The sequence below is a fragment of the Streptomyces sp. BK239 genome (genome assembly GCF_004217285.1).
Taxonomy (GTDB): Bacteria; Actinomycetota; Actinomycetes; order Streptomycetales; family Streptomycetaceae; genus Streptomyces.
This window is the reverse complement of record NZ_SHKS01000007.1, coordinates 65,557-82,000: the sequence shown is the minus strand read 5'-3', so window position 1 is coordinate 82,000 and position 16,444 is coordinate 65,557. Positions and strand designations below refer to the sequence as shown.

General features: G+C 70.7%; 19 protein-coding genes and 1 pseudogene. 1 reads left to right on the top strand and 19 read right to left on the bottom strand.

Features of this window, described 5'->3' with window-relative positions:
• The first annotated feature begins 144 nt into the window (after nt 1–144).
• The gene (locus EV567_RS22170; protein ID WP_130442836.1) at nt 145–1,059 is read left to right on the top strand and encodes a DUF5655 domain-containing protein; all 915 of its coding nucleotides are present in this window, start codon (nt 145–147) and stop codon (nt 1,057–1,059) included.
• 95 nt (nt 1,060–1,154) lie between these two features.
• Here the strand turns inward: EV567_RS22170 and EV567_RS22165 are convergent, their stop codons facing one another.
• The 19 genes and pseudogenes from EV567_RS22165 to EV567_RS22085 all read right to left on the bottom strand — a co-directional run bounded on the left by EV567_RS22165 (nt 1,155) and on the right by EV567_RS22085 (nt 16,423).
• Nucleotides 1,155–2,522, bottom strand: a complete 1,368-nt coding sequence (locus EV567_RS22165; protein ID WP_130442834.1) for a DUF317 domain-containing protein — start codon at nt 2,520–2,522, stop codon at nt 1,155–1,157.
• A 63-nt stretch (nt 2,523–2,585) separates the two neighbouring features.
• A complete protein-coding gene (locus tag EV567_RS22160; RefSeq protein WP_130442832.1) occupies nt 2,586–3,704 on the bottom strand; it encodes a DnaB-like helicase N-terminal domain-containing protein in 1,119 nt (372 codons plus the stop codon).
• Nucleotides 3,704–4,975, bottom strand: a complete 1,272-nt coding sequence (locus EV567_RS22155) for a DNA cytosine methyltransferase (RefSeq protein ID WP_130442830.1) — start codon at nt 4,973–4,975, stop codon at nt 3,704–3,706. Before EV567_RS22155 ends, EV567_RS22160 begins: the two co-directional genes overlap by 1 nt.
• Nucleotides 4,972–5,895 carry a hypothetical protein gene (locus EV567_RS22150; protein WP_242620972.1) on the bottom strand — a complete coding sequence of 308 codons (924 nt, stop codon included), beginning with the start codon at nt 5,893–5,895 and terminating at the stop codon, nt 4,972–4,974. Before EV567_RS22150 ends, EV567_RS22155 begins: the two co-directional genes overlap by 4 nt.
• A 57-nt stretch (nt 5,896–5,952) precedes the next feature.
• The gene (locus EV567_RS22145) at nt 5,953–6,405 is read right to left on the bottom strand and encodes a hypothetical protein (protein ID WP_130442828.1); all 453 of its coding nucleotides are present in this window, start codon (nt 6,403–6,405) and stop codon (nt 5,953–5,955) included.
• Nucleotides 6,398–7,234 carry a tryptophan synthase subunit alpha gene (trpA, locus tag EV567_RS22140; RefSeq protein WP_130442826.1) on the bottom strand — a complete coding sequence of 279 codons (837 nt, stop codon included), beginning with the start codon at nt 7,232–7,234 and terminating at the stop codon, nt 6,398–6,400. Before trpA ends, EV567_RS22145 begins: the two co-directional genes overlap by 8 nt.
• 587 nt (nt 7,235–7,821) lie before the next feature.
• A complete protein-coding gene (locus EV567_RS22135) occupies nt 7,822–8,424 on the bottom strand; it encodes a hypothetical protein (RefSeq protein ID WP_130442824.1) in 603 nt (200 codons plus the stop codon).
• Nucleotides 8,425–8,762: 338 nt separating this feature from the next.
• Nucleotides 8,763–10,556: a type IV secretory system conjugative DNA transfer family protein gene (locus EV567_RS22130; RefSeq protein WP_130442822.1), complete on the bottom strand. Its 1,794-nt coding sequence runs from the start codon at nt 10,554–10,556 to the stop codon at nt 8,763–8,765.
• Nucleotides 10,557–10,559: 3 nt separating this feature from the next.
• Complete coding sequence (locus EV567_RS28535; RefSeq protein ID WP_347400502.1) at nt 10,560–10,898, bottom strand: DUF317 domain-containing protein; 339 nt, start codon at nt 10,896–10,898, stop codon at nt 10,560–10,562.
• A 190-nt stretch (nt 10,899–11,088) separates the two neighbouring features.
• Nucleotides 11,089–11,223 (bottom strand): annotated as a pseudogene (locus EV567_RS28530) (DUF317 domain-containing protein); the annotation flags it as partial.
• Nucleotides 11,223–11,360: a hypothetical protein gene (locus EV567_RS28525; RefSeq protein ID WP_347400501.1), complete on the bottom strand. Its 138-nt coding sequence runs from the start codon at nt 11,358–11,360 to the stop codon at nt 11,223–11,225. The pseudogene EV567_RS28530 and the gene EV567_RS28525, both read right to left, overlap by 1 nt.
• Complete coding sequence (locus EV567_RS22120) at nt 11,357–11,923, bottom strand: hypothetical protein (protein WP_130442820.1); 567 nt, start codon at nt 11,921–11,923, stop codon at nt 11,357–11,359. The genes EV567_RS28525 and EV567_RS22120 overlap by 4 nt, the downstream gene beginning before the upstream one ends.
• Nucleotides 11,924–11,942: 19 nt before the next feature.
• Entirely contained in the window at nt 11,943–12,761 is an 819-nt protein-coding gene (locus tag EV567_RS22115; protein WP_130442818.1) for a DUF317 domain-containing protein, read from the bottom strand.
• Entirely contained in the window at nt 12,752–13,108 is a 357-nt protein-coding gene (locus EV567_RS22110) for a hypothetical protein (RefSeq protein ID WP_130442816.1), read from the bottom strand. Before EV567_RS22110 ends, EV567_RS22115 begins: the two co-directional genes overlap by 10 nt.
• A 28-nt stretch (nt 13,109–13,136) precedes the next feature.
• On the bottom strand, nt 13,137–13,940 hold the full coding sequence (locus EV567_RS22105; RefSeq protein WP_130442814.1) for a DUF317 domain-containing protein: 804 nt from the start codon (nt 13,938–13,940) through the stop codon (nt 13,137–13,139).
• On the bottom strand, nt 13,937–14,320 hold the full coding sequence (locus EV567_RS22100) for a hypothetical protein (protein ID WP_130442812.1): 384 nt from the start codon (nt 14,318–14,320) through the stop codon (nt 13,937–13,939). Before EV567_RS22100 ends, EV567_RS22105 begins: the two co-directional genes overlap by 4 nt.
• Nucleotides 14,321–14,595: 275 nt before the next feature.
• On the bottom strand, nt 14,596–15,003 hold the full coding sequence (locus EV567_RS22095; RefSeq protein ID WP_130442810.1) for a hypothetical protein: 408 nt from the start codon (nt 15,001–15,003) through the stop codon (nt 14,596–14,598).
• 14 nt (nt 15,004–15,017) lie between these two features.
• Nucleotides 15,018–15,668, bottom strand: a complete 651-nt coding sequence (locus EV567_RS22090) for a hypothetical protein (RefSeq protein ID WP_130442808.1) — start codon at nt 15,666–15,668, stop codon at nt 15,018–15,020.
• On the bottom strand, nt 15,665–16,423 hold the full coding sequence (locus EV567_RS22085; RefSeq protein WP_130442806.1) for a hypothetical protein: 759 nt from the start codon (nt 16,421–16,423) through the stop codon (nt 15,665–15,667). Before EV567_RS22085 ends, EV567_RS22090 begins: the two co-directional genes overlap by 4 nt.
• Between the last annotated feature and the right edge of the window lie 21 nt (nt 16,424–16,444).

The window sequence follows — 16,444 nt, the reverse complement described above, 5'->3', positions numbered from 1 at the left end:
CGTCCCGGACGCCGACCTACTACGCAGGCAACACGGGCGTGCGTGCCGTGGGTAGCTAACCCAGCCGATCGAACCTTCAGCACACGTTCTCCACATGATTTACGCCTGTTGCGGAAACAAATCTCTGCCTGCCCGACGTTGTTGATGCCTGATGCGATAACGGGGGGCGGCTTGAAACTATTCCGTACCGAGACAACGAAGGGCTGCGTGGCCGAGGTCGTGCCGCGTCTTGCTGAGGTCGAGGCCGATGTGCAGGGTCGGGTAGAGGCGCACATGGAGACGCTGCTGGGCGTCCGGTTTCTGGCGAGCGAGTACAGCACCGGACCGGTGCACGGTGGCCGGATCGACTCGCTCGGGCTGGACGAGAACGGATCGCCGGTCATCGTGGAGTACAAGCGTGGTGTCGACGCCGGCGTCATCAACCAGGGTCTGTTCTACCTGGCGTGGCTGATGGACCACCGGGCCGAGTTCGAGCACCTGGTCCGCGACCGGCTCGGGGTGACGGCCGCGTCCCAGGTCCTGTGGAGCGGCCCACGCCTGATCTGTATCGCCGGCGACTTCACCCGCTACGACGCGCACGCCGTGCGCGAGCACCGACGCTCGATCGACCTGGTCCGCTACCGACTTTTCGGCAGTGACCTGCTCGGCCTTGAGACCGTGGCCTCCGTGAGCGGCGGCATACAGGTGGCCCGCCGGGGACGGGGCCGATCCGTTGCCCATGCGGCGGCCGACGTTCAGAGCGCGGCGATGGTGGAACTGGCGGGTGCGGTCGACGAGGTCCTGCTCGGGCTCGGGGACGGCGTGAGCCGCGTGGAGCGCAAGACCTACTGGGCGTATCAGCGGCTGCGGAACTTCGCCTGCCTGTGCCCGCCGCAGCGGAGCAAGCTGCTGGTCTACCTGAAGGTCGACCCGAAGGACGTCGACCTCGTTCCGGGCTTCACCCGGGACGTGTCCGGTCTCGGTCACCACGGGACGGGTGACCTGGAGGTCCAGCTCCGTACGCCGAGGGACGTGGAGCGGGCGCAGGATCTGTTCCGGGCGAGCTACGCGGCTGCGTGATCGGATGCCGCCGCCCGTCTCTATGGTGCGCGGGATCGCCGGCTTGGCCAACCGGCGATCCCGCGCAATGTTGCCGCGCTCGTGCGGGCTGATGATCAGCGTGAACGGCTGACGGGGCGGCCTGCCGTGACCGCCGGAACCGCCGGCGCACTGGCGGCGAGGTCGGCCCTGTGCTCGCGGCCCAGCTGGACCTGGCGCGTGCCGGTCTCCTGGGCGAGGGACTCGGAAAGGCCCGCCAGCAGCGAACTCGGGGTGTGCGGGGACGCGGTGATAGCCCAGGTGGGCTGGTCCGGACCGGGACCGGCCCAGATGGTCCAGGTGGCCAGGTTTTGATTCGGGTGCTGCGCGGCGAAGGCGTCGAAGTGGACGCCCGCGGCCCCGTGGGGGGACGTCCAGCGGATCCATCGCCCGTCCACGGTGTGCTTCCATCCGGCGTCGGAGAGCGGCTGGGTGGCCGAGGTGACCATCTTTTCGTCGATCGGGGCGCCGATGGCCGTGTCCCAGCCGTCGCCGTCGGCGAGGTGGGTGAGTAGATCCTGCAGCACCGGGGCGGGGGTGGCGCCGGTCGCGGTGAGGACCCACATGCGGTCGGAGACAGGAGTCTCGTAGGCGGCCACGGTCCAGGCAGTCTCGTGGGCGGGGGTTTCGTGGACGCGTTCGATGCGCAGGGTCTGCGACTCGTGGATGGCGTGGGTCGTGTCGTCCGACCAGGTCCGCCACTTCTCGAACTCGTCGTGCGCGTCGAGGAAGGTCTCGAGGAGCGCGTCGTGGTCGCCGGCATCGGCCAGGTAGACGGGGACGATCTCCGGCTCCGGGCGGGAAGGCTCGGACTTGGCCGTGGTGACGTCGAAGACGGAGCGCGCTTCGATGGCGGCGCGTTCGGTGTCGGTCAGGGGCGCCGGGCCGGGGCGCAGCGCGGCTGCGTGGACACTTTCGAAGGCCGTCAGTGCCTCTGCGGGTGAGTCGAAGGTGTCTGCGACCTGACGCAGGTGGTCCTCACCGTGCAGGTAGACGGATTTGCCGCCCCGGTGGAGGTAGGTGCCGACCGCGACGGTGGTGTGGCCGTCGTGAGCGTGGGCGTGGATAAGGAGCTGGCCGTTGCGGATGTCGTCGTGGATCTTCTGCGCCTGGTTGGAGACCTCGCGGACTTCGCTGCGGGTGCACCACGGCATCGGATAGTTCGCCCAGGTCCATTCCTCATTGCTGGCCTCCTGGAGCCGCGGGGTGATCTCGACAGTGATGCCTTCGACGATCAGGTGCTTGGCCGCGTCGTCAGCCCAATAGGGCTCCTCATGATCGATGCGGGCAAGGACCAGGACGTTGGTGGCGGCGACGCGCCAGTCGGCAGCCTCCAGAGCCGTGAGGGCGACGCGGGCTTGCGTGCCGGTCAGGACGGCCTGCACGGCGCTTGGGTGAGTGGGGTGGGTGTCGAGGCGGACGTGGGCGTCGATGGTGGCAGTCACGTGGGTCTCGTCTGTTCTGCCGGTGGCCGGGCCTTCGGGTCCGGCCACCGCCGTACGCGGGGGCTATCGGGTTGCTCGTGTGGGGCGGGCGGCGTGCGCGGCCGTGGTGGTCGGCGGGCCAGCGCGGGTGGTGGGCGCGGGCCGTCGCCGTTGTGGCGGGGTGGCTCCGGTGGCGTGCTGCCAGCGGGCGCGGACGGCGGAGATGTCGGCGAGGGCGCGGCGGGCGCCGACGACGAGCTGGAAAGGGGTGTTCGCTGGATCGGCGGCATACGCCTCGATGCGTCGGCCGGCGTGCTCGGTTGTGGCCAGGAGGGAGCGCTGTAGGACGCGCTCGCCCCAGTGCTCGACGGAACCGGCCGGCACGGCCAGCATGCGGAGGACCTCGCCCGGTTCACTGCCGTCGTCCAGCAGGCCGCGCTGCTGGGCTTCCCACAGGACCGTGACGGGGTCGACGGGCTCGTGGCGGCGGGCCAGGGTGGTCAGGCACTGCCATAGGCCAGCGTGCAGGGGCAGGGTGAGGTCGTCGGGGAGCAGCCACCGTACGGCTTCGATGTCTGAGGGGTAGGCCGTGGCGGTGGCGAGGAGAATCTGCTCTTCCTCGACGGCCCCTACGGAGTCGGGCTCGGCGGGCGGAGGTGGTGCCGTGGTGCGGGGTAGCACGCCTGCGCGTGGCGGGAAGCGGTTGGCGATGTCGTCCACGACCGCGGCGAGCGCCTCGGCCTCGGCGAGCATTGTCTGGACGGGGTGCGGGAGGGAGACGTCGTGGACGGTGTGGATGAGGCGTTCGGCGGCCGTCAGCAGCCGACGGCGGGCGTGCTCCGCCTCGACCATCCGGGCATAGGCGGGGGCGTGGCTGGGCCAGGGGCATACCTGGACCAGGGTGTGCAGGTAGGAGGCGGTCAGCCCGCGTGCCTGCTCCCGGCTGGTGGCGAGCACGCGGTCGAGCCACTTGGTGTTCTTCGCATGCTCGGCGGGGTCGGGCCGCGGCAGCGTGGTGATCGCGGCGTACAGGGCGGCGTGCGCGACGGTGGAGAACGAGTCGGCGGCGATGCCGCTCACGTCATCCAGGCGGTGCGGGTCGAGGAGGAGGGCCCCCAGGATGGCCTGCTCGACGTGGAACACGGGCTGGGGCGGTGGGATGGCGTCGAGGTCGTCTTCGTCGGGTTCGGAGGCGTGGGGCATCAGGCGGCGAGGGTGAAGTCGTCGGGGTCGAGGGTGACGCCGAGGTGCGGGGCGAGCAGGTGGCCAGCGAGTAGCGGGGGAACGGCGTTGCCGATCTGTCCGAAGACTTGGCCTTTGTTGCCGGCCCAGGGGTAGTCGACGGGGAAGGTCTGCAGGAGGCCGGCCTCACGGGCGGTGATCCGGATCGGCTCGGGAACGGCTGGCGCATCCGTGTCCTTGGCCGAAGGTGTGGCGGGTTCGGCGACCCAGGTGCACTCATTCGCGCGGTGCCCGAAGAACAGGGTGCCAGCCGGTTCCTGGATGGACCGGACGGTGGCATTGGCCTGGTTGTTGCTGCGCAGGGACCAGGACCAGCGGTGGGCCTCGGCGGTGAACGTGGGCGCCGGAGCGTCGGCGGCACGGTTCTCGCGTGTGCCGTGCCGGGCTGCCCACCCCGCGCCTTCACGTCGGGACTGCAGGACCACCCTGTCCGGCCGGGGCATCCATGTGCCGCGCTCCCGGGCGTCGGACAGCGTCTTGCGGGAGCCTGACGGGAACGGCTCGGGACCGCCCCCCGGCCCTCCGCCTGCGCAGACGGTGGGGACGGGCCGGTCGGTCGCGCCCCATCCCAGGGCTTCGGCCATACTGACCCAGCGGGTGCGGCCCGGGCCGAACAGCGATTCCGGCTCAGCGACTTGGGCGTGCGTGGGCGTGGGCGGCTGTGCCGTACGGACGCGGGAGGCCAGGAGTATCGCTCGCTTCCTGGTCTGCGGGACGCCGAAGTCGGCGGCGTTGAGGATGCCGTACCAGACGGAGAAACCCCACCCGCGCAGTACGGCCGCGTAGTGCTTCCACAGGGGCAGGACGTCCGGCACTTCCTCCATGGCGACCCAGTCGGGCTCGCCGACCGAGTTCAGGGCATGCAGGTAGCGCATCGGCTCGGCTGCGAGCAGGGAGCGCTCGTCGCGGCACGCGGCCAGGAGGCGTTCGCGGGTGTCGCGTCCGGCGGCCAGGTCCTCGACCGCCGCATGCACCAGCGGCTGGTCGAGCAGACCAAGGCGCTTGCCGGCCATGCTCCACGCCTGACACGGTGGGGAAGCGATCACGCCGTGGGTGCGGCCGATGAAGGGCCAGGTCGGATACATGGCCACGTCGGTGCGAATGGTCAACTGCCCTGCCGCAGCACGGGTCTTGCACGCCCACTGGTCCCATTCCAGCCCGACGTCGCGCACGCCCAGGACGTGCAGTGCCCTGCTCCAGCCGCCCGGCCCCGCGAAGAGGTCGAGTATCACGTGGCCAGCCCGAAGTCATCCTGCGTCAGCGCATCGGCGTCGCCGCGGCACGCCCAGGGCGAGCAGCCGTCCTCGACACCGTTCTCCAGGACGTCTGCCTCGTCCGCACCGATCCGCAGGGCGGCCCGCTCGGCTGCGGTGACGTGGTCGATCGGTGCCTGGCTCAGCGGGACGCGGGAGCGGTGCAGGAACGCCTCGCCGAGCAGTCGGCTGCCCGACGCATTGGCACGGGCATTGCCCTGCCGGATGGCCGCGTCGAATTCGACGACGTCCGCCCACTCGGACGGCGAGGTGTCCCTGATATGCCTCCACTGCGCGTTTCCATGGAACGGGCATCCCAGGCAACTCGACTTCGGTGTATCGGCGAGACCGAGCGACGTCAGGTACCGCACGCATTCGGCCCTGCTCCAGGCCATGTCCAGAAGCGGATGCCGGTTGCGCATGTACTTGACGTCCGCATCCTTCGCGCGGTGGAATTCATCAATCGAGATTCCTACCCACTGCTCGACGAAGACGTCCTCCGGGATGCGGGTGGGGTAGGGGTATCCGAGTAGTTCGCGAACCTTCTGCTTTATCGGCTTTATCTTATATTCTCCGGTGCACTGTCGCCGGGTCATCCCAGGTCGCCCGTCCCGATTGAGGATAGGGAGCGGCATCGAGGCGAACCGGTGATCGGGGTTCAGAGCGTCGTGGCGGATATTTCCGGCCGACACGCGGAGTACAGTTATTCCCGCTGGTGCGGCTATCTCCTCTTCCAGGCGGTCAAGGTGTGTGTAGACCGCTTCGGGTTCCCATCCGGTGTCGGCGAAAATTGCGTAGTCGACTCTGGGGAGAATGCCCTCGGCTGACAGGGCGAGGAGAGTGCTGGATTGAACTCCCGCGCCGAGGGAGAGGGCGCGGAATCGGGGCTGATCTGAAATGGGCTGTCCTGGGGGTGGGGAAACGGGAGGGTCTGTGCCCGCATCGTGGCTGTCGCGTCAGTGGCAGGAGGATTCCGGCCGGTCGCGGGATATGGCCTGGCACAGGGAGGGGATGTGGCCGAGGAGGTCGGCGGCTGACTCGATGAACTGCTGCGGTGTGGGCCCGATCAGGACGACCCGTCCTGACGTGGCGCCGGCCTGGCGGCGCTCGTTCTCCAGGCCGCGGGCAAGAGCAGCGGTCAGTTCGGCGGCGGCGTCCTGGGCGGCCTTGGCGATCTGCGCGACTTGGTGAAGGAGCAGCAGGTCCGTACGTGAGGGCCGCGACGCCTGTGGGCTGAGAGTGAGGAACAGCCGCAGGGCGGTGTCAGCGAGTTGCTGGGCGTCGGTGATCCGCGCGGCCAGTGTGGATGCGCCGTGGCTGGCGGGGTGGACGCACAGGGCGTGGTGCAGGTCCGATGCGTCGGACGAGATTCGGGTGAGGACCGAGGCCAGGTTGGTGGTGTCAGGCACGGGTCTCCGTGGTGGCGTGCGGGTTGAGGGCCCGGGCGAACGTGGTGGTCGAAGCGGGGGCTTGCTCGGGGGCGGTCATCAGGGCGCGCACGACGGGGGTGCCGATGATGACGGCGTCTACCAGTGGCGCGACGCGTGCCGCGAGGGCCGGGGTGGAGATCCCGACGCCCGACACGACGGGCAGGGGGCTCGCGGCGCGAAGGCGTGTCGTGAAGTCGGCGAGCGACGGGACGTCGAGCGGGCCGCGGTAGCCGGTGGCAGCGGTGCTGGCGGGTGCGTAGAGCCATCCCGACGCACCGGCGGCCACTGTGGCGAGGCCGGTGTCATCGATCTTGCGCGGCACGAGGCGTGGGGTGTGAAGGTTCGCGTCCTTCGCTGCGGTCTGCCAGCGCTCTGCTTGGTGGTCGGGCAGGTCTACGACCATCGCGCCTACGGCACCCGCGTCAGCGAAAAGACGGGCCAGATGTTCGGGGCCGTGCAGGCTGACGGGGCCCCAGTAGGTCATAACGACGGTCGGCCGAAGGCCAGCGGCGTGCTCGACCGCGCGGAGGGCTCGGGCGAGGACGTTTCCGTGACTCAGCGCGCGGCGGTAGGCCGCTTGGATGACGGGCCCGTCGAGGCTGGCGTCATGGTGGGCGATGCCGATCTCGAACAGGTCGGCACCGGCCCGTGCGATCTGGTCGAGCTGACGGCGCTCGGCTCTGGGCGGATGCAGTCCGGCGGGAACGAACACGCCGAGCGCGCATCGGGGTTGGGTGAGAAGGGTGCGGAGGGAGTCGGTGGTGGCCAGGATGACTTTCTCGGCGGGTGGACTGTCGCCGCAGGTCAACGGTGGCGTGTGGCCGCTGAAGGCGGGGAGGCTACGGGCGTGGTGGCCCCCCGGCCGTGGCTGGCCTGGGCACTGGGCGTGGTGTCCGTGGTGGGCCGGTGGCTGAAGGCGGGTGCCACGCGGTCGAGGGCCTGAGCGATGTGATGGGCATGGTTGTGAGCGTCAGCGAGCTGCTCGACGACCTCGGCGGGGAACCGGTCCCACTGGGCTCGGTATGGGGTAGCACTGGATGATCTCGGCGGCGTTGCGCAGCTGCTCGGCGACCTGTCGCAGGACCGCGGTCTTCTGCTCCACGGCGGTCGCGGTGTGCGCGGCCTGTAGAAGCGCGTCCAGAGCGGTGGGCAGCGACTCGTCGTACGCGGGGGGGCCCGTACAGGGCGGCGTGCAGTTGGCTGGGGGTAGACCGTCACGGATCCGCCCCGACTGCGGCTGCGGTACTCGACGGGCGCCGAAACTGACAGTCCCGTCCCCGGGAGCGGCACCAGGGTGGAGCTGGTCGGCGAGAGCACGGGCGAGATCATGCACGGCGGGGGTGTCGGAAGACGTGAAAGCTCCTCGGATGGCGGTGCTGGATGATGCGGGGGTGGTCAGCGGGTGCGGCGACGGGCCGAGGGCGCAGTCCCCGGACCGGCGGCGGCAGCAGAGCGGCGGCGGGCACTGACGGGGAGGTCGGCTGGTGTGGGGATGCCCAGGCGGACACGGGCGTTGAGGCCGTGGGCGTATGCGTGCGCCTCGACAGCGGTGACGGCGCCGAGCAGTCCGCGCTCGTCCAGCCCGTCCTGCGGACGGTAGGACGCGCCGTCTGCCGTGGGGAGGAAGCCGTGTTGCTCCAGCAGGGACCGGGCGGTGGTGGTCGAGGCGGTCACCGCAACCGTGCCGTCACCGAACTGGAAGTGCAGGTCTGGTCCGCCTGCCGGCTGGTTGGGACTCCAGCGGGTCGTCCAGGAAAGGTCGACGAGGTCATGGGTGTGGGCCAGGAGCCTGTACATCGCGAAGCCGGCCCGCTGGTGTACGTCTTGCGCGGTACCCGGTGGCAGTAGGTAGAGCATGCGGCCGAGGTGTTCACGTGTGCGGAAGCCGACTTCGGTAAGCAGCCGGTCGGCGTCGCGGATGCGGCGGTTGAGGAGGACGAAGGTGTGCCCGTCGTCGGTGGATCCGATGAATACGTTGGGGACGTCCAGCATTGACACGGTGCCAAGGAATTCGGCGGGCTGCAGGCCGGGAAGTACGGCAGTTGGCTCGCGGGGACGGACTGGAATGGCGGGGTGTGTGGCAAGGCGGGAGGGGCGAGGGCCGCGGTCAACGGGTTACTGCGCATGCCGTCTTGGCACACTCAGGCTGATGGCGGGCCGGGCGCCGGTGAGGGTGGGGCGAGTGGCCGATGGCGACGGCGCGCAGAATGCCGGTCTCGTCGGCGGCACCGACGGCGAGATCTGCCCTGCGGGCGGCGGGTGGTGGCGGTGCCAGGTTCGCACGAACTCCTTTGCCGGGCGTGAGCGGACCGGCACCAGGTGCAGTGGGGTGTCGCTCACACGGTCTTCCCGAGGTCGGACTGGGTTGGCGTGTGCTTCGCGACGGCGCGGGCAGTGATCGCCTGCGACGCACGGGCGGAGGCCGTGGACAGTTCCTCAGCGCCGGGCTCCCGGTACCACGGCCGAAGATCGAGCATGGCGGCGCGCATGCCGGTGGCGAAGCACAAGGCCGTGCCTTTAGGGAGGGCGCGGATCGCGTCAGCGGGCAGAATCCGCTCCTGCCGCATCGACACCGACGTGCTCTTGCCGGACTCCGAGTGCGACGTGGACGTGGTCTCCACGTCGTGGTCGCCGATGAGGCGGGACAGCTTGTCGGCGAAGTCGGGGTCATCGATGCCGCTGCCGATCACCTTGACGGTGGAAGCGCTCCACATGGCGTCCATGCCCGCGTCTCCCCACACCTTCTGGCCCTGGCGGTAGGACTGGAGGATGGTGATCGGGATGATCCCGCGGCTGCCGAGGTGGGAGTACAGATCCGGCAAGTCGCCGATCTTGCACACGTTGGCAGCCTCGTCGAGGATCGCCACCATGGGCGGATCCAGGCGCCCGCCGGCACGTTCGGCCTGTGCGGTCGCGGCCCGCATCACCGAGTCCGCGCACGCGGCGATCAGCGCCGAGGCTCCGCCTCCACCGTCCTTGCTGAGCAGGAACAGCGTGTCGGTGGACGTGACGAACCGTTCCGGCCGGAATTCCGGGACGTCCTTCTGCGGGGTCACCCATGCGGCGATCTCCGCGTTCAGGAGCGCGGAGGCGTACTGCCGAGCGGTCTCGTAGATGCCGTCCCGGGTCTCGGGCGGCCCCTCCACCGTGCCCTTGAGCTGAGCGGCGACGGCGGCGAAGTTGTGGTCGCGCAGGATGTCGAGCGGCGTGCGGTCGGCGGGGAAGGCGAGCCACTGCATGATGTCGGTGATCGGGCGCTCGTCGAGCGCTGCGCCCAGCAGCAGTTGGGACAGGATGTTGCTGCCGGCCTTCGACCAGAAGTCGCCCTGCTGGGACGCATCGACGCTTGCGGCGAGGAAGTGTCCGGCGAGCCGGTTCGCCCCGTCCAGGGTTTTCGCGCTGGCGAGGGGGTTCCACCACATCTCGCGTGCGGCGTGCGCGATCTGCTGCGGGTCCATGGTCCACACCGTCCCCGCCCGGGCCCTCGCCTCGTAGGCAGTGGTGAAGGCGTCACCGGCGGCCTTGTTCGACGTCAGCAGGACCGGGCCCGGCGCGCCGAGCATGGAGGGGATGGCGAGCGAGGTGGTCTTGCCGGAGCGGGGGGCCATGATCGCGACGGCGACGTCCTCGAACCCCATCCGTACCTCGTGGCGGCTGCCCTGAAGGTTGCCGAGAAGGATGCCGGTGTCCTTCGCGTGGATGTGCTTGCTGTCCTTCAAGCTGGGGCGCAGGGAGCGGGCTTTGTCGGTGATCGCCTTGGCCATCAGCGGCTCGATGTCCCGGGCCTTGGCCATGTCGGTGATCTTCGTCTTCCGGCCGCCGCCTCGGTTCTTGTGCCGAGCCCACAGGACGCCCACCCCCGCCCCGAGGGCGAGGAACAGGAGAATGGGGACGATGCGGGCGCTGATCAGCAGGGACGTTTCTCCTGCGGCGGGCCAGACCTGCTCGGGATGGAGCAGGGCCTTGGTCGGTTGGTACGGGGCCCAGCTGGTGCCGGTGAGGTAGGCGGTGATGTTGCCGGACAGCCAGGCCAGGTGGGACAGGGGGACGACGACGGCGAGCACGCCGATGAGGAGGCGCAGGACGAGGTCGTATCCGTCGATGTTGCTGCTGGAGGAGGAAGGGGGCAAGGGCTACGTGCTTCCGGGCGGGGAGGGGAGGGTCAGCGGCTGCGGCCGTGCCTGGGCGGTGCCTGCCACGAGGGGCTCGGGGCTGTTGGCGTGGTGGTGTGCCGGGCAGCGAGGGAGTGGACGCGGTCTTCCAGCGCGCCCGGCGACGTACACGGCGAGTACGTCGGTCGTCCGGCGGATGTCGACGTCCGGGTCGAGCGTCGACAGACTGCGCCCGCTGTCAGTGCGGTGCATGGGCTTCGGGTCGGCGAGCGCGACGGTGAACGCGGCGACGAGGTGTGGCGGGGTGTGGGCGCCGAGGCGGGCCTGCCAGACCTTCTGGTGCGTGCCGTGACGAACCACTCTTCCGGATCAGTCGGTGTTCCCAGCCGCTCGACGTACGCCGTCTTGTCGGGGGAAGCAAGGCCGTTGTCGCCGCACGGTGACCAGCGGCCCGCCGGAGCGCTCCGTATGGGTCGTAAGGCGCGTCAGTGGCTGGGGCTGGGGCAGCGAGGGCGTCGGTGAAGGCCGCGATCAGCTCGACCGGGGTGCGGGCGCCGAAGCTCGCGTACCAGGCGGGCCGATTCGGCTCGGCGGCGTGGTGCAGGGTCCACCACTGGTCGTCGGGGGCGGGCTCGAGGCGCAGGAGGGCCTTCTGGTCGGGGCTGGAGGGCAGGACGCGCGGCATCAGGGGGCGGCGCCGTAACTCCATCCGCAGGCGCGGTGGAGGGGGACGGTGCTCCAGGCGGGGTCGCCGCCGCCGGCGGGGTGGTGCGGGGTGATGAAGTCGACCTCGACGGTCTCGGGAGTGGGGGCCCTAGTCACTTCCGTGCCGCGGTTCGCCGGGCGGGGGCGAGGGCCGGTGTGGGGGCCAGGGGTGAAGGGGCCTTGCGGGCTGCGGTGTTGACTTCCCGGAGCGCTTTGCCGTGGGTGGCCCAGTCGTTGAGGTAGCTCCACGATTCGGCGTGATGTTCGGCGAGGGCTTCGTCGAATTCGGCGGTGCCGGGCTTGGCGGTGGCGGGGAGGGCGTCGCGGGTGAGCAGCCATTGCTCGTGCAGTTCGTCGAGCCGGTCGAGGGCCGTGTGCAGGACGCCCAGTTGGTAGACCCAGCGGCTCTGGACCGCGTTCTCCGGCAGTTGGGCCAGCTGTATCTCGGCCGTGGCCAGCAGGTGCCGGGCACCGTAGCGGAGTGTCTCGAACGCCTCGGCGGTGTCCGCGTCGCGCTGGCTCTTGCGCACGCCGTAGGCGTGGTCGTCGTAGGGCCAGCCGTCGAGGTCGGTGTGCTCGTCGGAGTACGCGTCCCAGGCGTCGAGGATCTTCTGGCTGTCCCGCACGTAGTGGTCGAGGTGGCGCAGGAAGTCGCGGTGTGCGTGGTGGTCTCGGAACATGAGGTGGGGTCCTGTCGGTTCAGCGGCGAGCGGCCGGCTGCGCGGTGCTGGCGTGGGCCGGGGCCGTCGCGGGTTTCGTCTGCTGGCGGCGGGCGGAGCGTGTCCGGACGCGGAGGTGTTTGATGCGCGTGGCGTGGGCGTCTACCACCTGCTGCGGGCGCAGGGCGCTGGGCTCTTGTACGGCGCTGTAGTGGCCGATGCGCTCGAACATGCCGCGCTGGAGCGGGCTGCGGTCGGTCAGCGCGGTGAGGAACGCGCTGACCAGGTGAGCGGGGGTGTTCTCGTCGAGGTAGGCGTGCCAGATACGCGGGCGAGGAAGCTCCCCGTGGCCGGGCTCGTGGGTCTCGATGTGCCAGGACGACCGGTCGTGGAATTCGCTCAATGGCCGGAGTTCGATGTGACACATGGAGTCCGGCGATCGCCCGCCGTCCGGCTCGTGGTGCCATCCTGCCGAGGTCACCTGCTGCCACGGGTCCGGCTGTTGTGGCGGCGGGGCGATGAGGGCGTCGGTGAAGGCGGCGAGGACCTCGGCGGGCACGAGTTCGCCGAACTCGGCGTACCAGCCGGGCTCGGTGCCGACGGGCTCTGCCCGTAGCCGCCACCACGCCGAGGTGCGGGACTGCGGGTCGAACTGGAGCCGGTGGCGAAGGTCAGGGCTCGCCAGGAGGATCTCGGCGCTCAGGGGGTCGGAGACTACGTTCCATCCGGCGGCGGCCAGACCGTGGGTGACGTGGCGGGCGTCTCCGGGGCCGGCGAGGTGGCGGGGGCTAGTGTCGTGCGGGATCTGCACGGCGTACTTGTCGGCGAAGGCGGCGAGCTGCCGTTTGCTCAGCGGCACCAGCAGCGCCCCTGCTCGCTCGTCGGCGAACTGCCGTACAGGTCACGGAGATCGTCCAGCACGTAGTGGAGGGTGTGCTGGTCGGCCAGTTCCCACGCGGCCGTGCGCAGCTCGGTGATCAGCAGGTCGCCCTGCGCCGTGCGCGGCGTGTCCGGGTTTTCCTGTACGGCGCGGGCGAGGGCGCGCAGCGTGTCGGCGAACTGGACGGGCAGGCCCATGTACTCGTCGAGAAGGGGCTCGACGAGGGCGAGGGCTTCTGCGGGGTCGGGGTTCTCGCGCAGGTAGTCGGTAAGGTCCGCGAGCGTTTCGGTCAGGGTACGGATGGTGTCCGGGGTGAGTGCGGGCATCGGGCTCCTCGGGACGGGACTGTTGCGGTCAGCGGCGGGTGCGTGCGCCGTCGGCTGGGGTGTAGGGACGGGCGGTGGTGCGCGGCCGGGTGCTTCGGGCGCTGGTGCGGGCCCACGTGGCGGCGCGGGCGGCCGTGATCCGGGCCTGCTGCCACGCGCTGAGCTGGAAGGGCTTGACGGAAACCGACCAGGTACGAATCTGCGCGCTGTGCGGCACGCGTCCGCGTGGGCGCATCACGGGATCCGGGCTGGCGAGTTCGGCGGAGAAGGCTTGCACTAGGTGCATCGGAGTGTTCGGCGCGAAGTTGGCCGTCCAGCCGTTGCCCTGCTTGTCATGCGCTCCGGTCCACCACATCGACGCCCCGTCGGGGCTCTGCCGGTACTGCATCCACGCGGTGCCGTCGGGGCTCGTCGCCATGTAGTCCTGGCCCTCGAAGCGCGTGCGCCAGTTCTGTTCCTGCAACGGGGCCCAGACGTTGGGGGCATGGGCGGAGCGGGGGCGGGTGAGGGCGTCGGTCAGGCCGGCGACGATCTCCGCCGGCGTTTGCTGGCCCAGGTGGGCAGACCACTCGCCGTTCGCTCCGTCCGCGTCGCCGTGGATGGTCCATCCGCCGGGGAGGACGTAGGGGTCGTAGGTGATGCGGACAGTGCGGTCCGGGCTCTCCATGCGTGGGGGGCCGCCGGTCTTGGACTTGTCCCGCCAGCCGGAGGCGCGCAGGAACTCCGAGAGGTGCCGGACGTCGCCGCCGCCGGCCAGGGCGCGGGGCTGGACGAGGTAGTGCTGCTCGGCCTGCTCGCCGGGTCCCCAGCCCTGCCACTGCTTCTTCTTCACCGGCGGCGCCGGACGACGAGCGGTGCGGGTGCCGGGGGTTTCGCCGCCGTAGTGGCGGGTTGGGCGCCGACGCGCTGAAGAGCGTCTTTGTGTTCGTCCAGGTCGAGGGTGATGTCGCCGAGTTCGTTCGAGGCACGGCCCAGGGCGAGCCACACCTCCGCGGGAAGCGCCCCTCGCTCTGCCTGGTCCTTGGCGAACACGCTGCCGGTGGCGACGAGGTGGGTGACACCGCCGAGGACTCCGGTGTCCGGGTCGAGCACGCGGACGATGACCTGAGCGGCCTGGGGCAGGGGAAGCTGAGATAGGTGGTCGGCGAGCTGGCCGAGCTGGCGGGTGATCTCGTCGGCCAGTCTCACCGGGTAGGGGGTGGGGTAGGACATGCTCCTCCGGGGCGGTGGACGGTCAGTGGTGGTGGCGGTGCCCGACGCGCTGTGTCTCGGCGAGGACAACCTCCGGGCGGGCGCCGGCCAGCCGGGAGGTGTGGTTGTGGCCGGCCGGAATGCAGGCGCGCAGATAGCGGCGGATGAGGGCCGTGGCAAGTCGGGGCTTGAGCCGGTTGCTGATCGGTGGGGGTGTGCGGGTTGCTACGGGTTTCTCCGGGGTTGGTGTGGTGAGGTGGGCGGACCCGGCGCGGTGCCGGGACCGCCCAGGCGCCTTACGGGGTGCGGCGGGCCGGGGTTGCAGGCGAGGGGGAGCCGGCCGGTGCCTGTTGCCGCGCGGCAGGGCGACCCGCTCGGGTGCGCAGGTCCTCCACGGCCTGCCGGTAGGCGGATTCGTCGAAGACATCGGGCGTGCAGTTGACCTCGTACCCGGCTAGGAGCAGGTCGGGGATGGCGCGGGTCGCCAGGCGCTTCTGCTCGTCGGCGTCGCGGTGCTCGGGCACGGTGTGCCAGATGTAGAGCGGCGCGTCCGTGGGGTATGCGTGGCGTTCCAGGCCGAGGCGTTCCAGCAGGTCGTGTAGCTGGGCGGGGGCGCCGGTCGGGGTGTCAGCGTGGATGGTGGTCGTCAGGGCCTTGATGTAGATCTCGACGTCCGTGCCGTATTCGTCGGCCAGGTTGGCCATGTGGTTCTCCGGGGTCAGCGGCGGCGGGATTCCGCGGGCTGGGCGCGGCTCGGCGGTGGTGAGGTGGTGGCCGGCCGCTGCGCAGGGCGTGCGGCGTGATTGCGGGCGTGGAGGATGGCGCGCGCGGCCTCGCTCATGGACGTGGCGGTGCTTCCGAGCCGTGCGATGGGATCGCGTTCCCCTGCGGGCGCGGCCCCTTGGAAGTCGCTGGCGGCGATCCAGGCGCGGACGACGACCTCTCTGGCGAGGGGCAGCAGCCCATGGACGGGGGCAGCGACCTCGGTCAGGACCTCGGCCACCTCGCTGCTGGTTGTGGCGGCAGCGGCTCGCTCAGCGAGCCCCGCCAGGTAGCGCAGGGCGGCCTCACGTTCACCATCCGGTGCGACCAGCATGTTCAGAGTGGGGTCGAGGTGGACGCTGTGCCCGGCGGCGAGCAGGGCGTGCGAGGCCGCGGTCGCCTTCAGGCGCTGATGCTCGACGGGCAGGCCGTGCGGAAGCCGGTGATAGTCCCCCTGCGGTCCGGGAGCGGAGAGGAAGCCGCCGGTTCGCTGGAGGATGTCCGCAGCCTTGTCGGTGCCGCCGATGGCCACGACCAGGCCGGTGCGAGGGTCCTTGGTGATGGTGACGTACTCCAGCACCCAGAAGTCGGGCTCCGTCTGCTTCACCGAGACCGGTTGGCAGGCGTGCGGGGACCGGCCGGGACGGGCGGCACGGAAGCGGGGGCGGCGGTGGGCGCGGTCCGGCCTGCCGGATGCTGCAGAGCGGTGCCGATGCCGCGCGCGTTGAGGCGCGGGCCGATCTCGCGCAGGGCGCGGGCCTGGGCCTGGGTGTCGTCGCCGCTCAGGCGGTAGATGCCGCTCTGCGGGTCCTGGACGAAGCCGTGGGCCATGAGAACAGCTCCGGAGCGGTCGTCGACGGGGGCGGTGGCGATGCTGCCGTCTGGCTGCCAGGTCAGGACGACCCGGTCCGCCTGGGAGGGCTGTATGCCGCCCAGGGCGTTGTGGCGGACCTGGGCGAGGGCGCTGTCGTAGCGGGCGAGCAGGTCGCCGGCGATCTGCTCGGCGCTCAGGAAAGGGTCCTCGGCCAGGGCGATGCCGTTGGGCTCGGGGACGGCGTGGTACGCCTCGTCGGGCAAGGCCCGCGGGGCGACGGCGGCGATGAGGAAGCCGTCGCGCTCGTCGTGCCGGTCCAGAAGCACGAGTTGCGCGCCGTCCGGTCGGCTCAGGACGGCGGCCTGCTGCAGGGGGTGCTCGGCGAGGGAGGCGGCGACCAGGTCCAGGTCCCAGATACAGTCGGCGAGTTCGGCGAGGTCGTCCTTGGCGTCGGCTGACAGGTGCGAGCTGGTCCAGGTGTCGGGGAGTTCGCCGGCGAGGACGTCGGCGTACGAGGCGAGGCGCTCGGAGGGGTCGTGGTCGTGCATGGTGTCCTTGGGCGAGGTGGG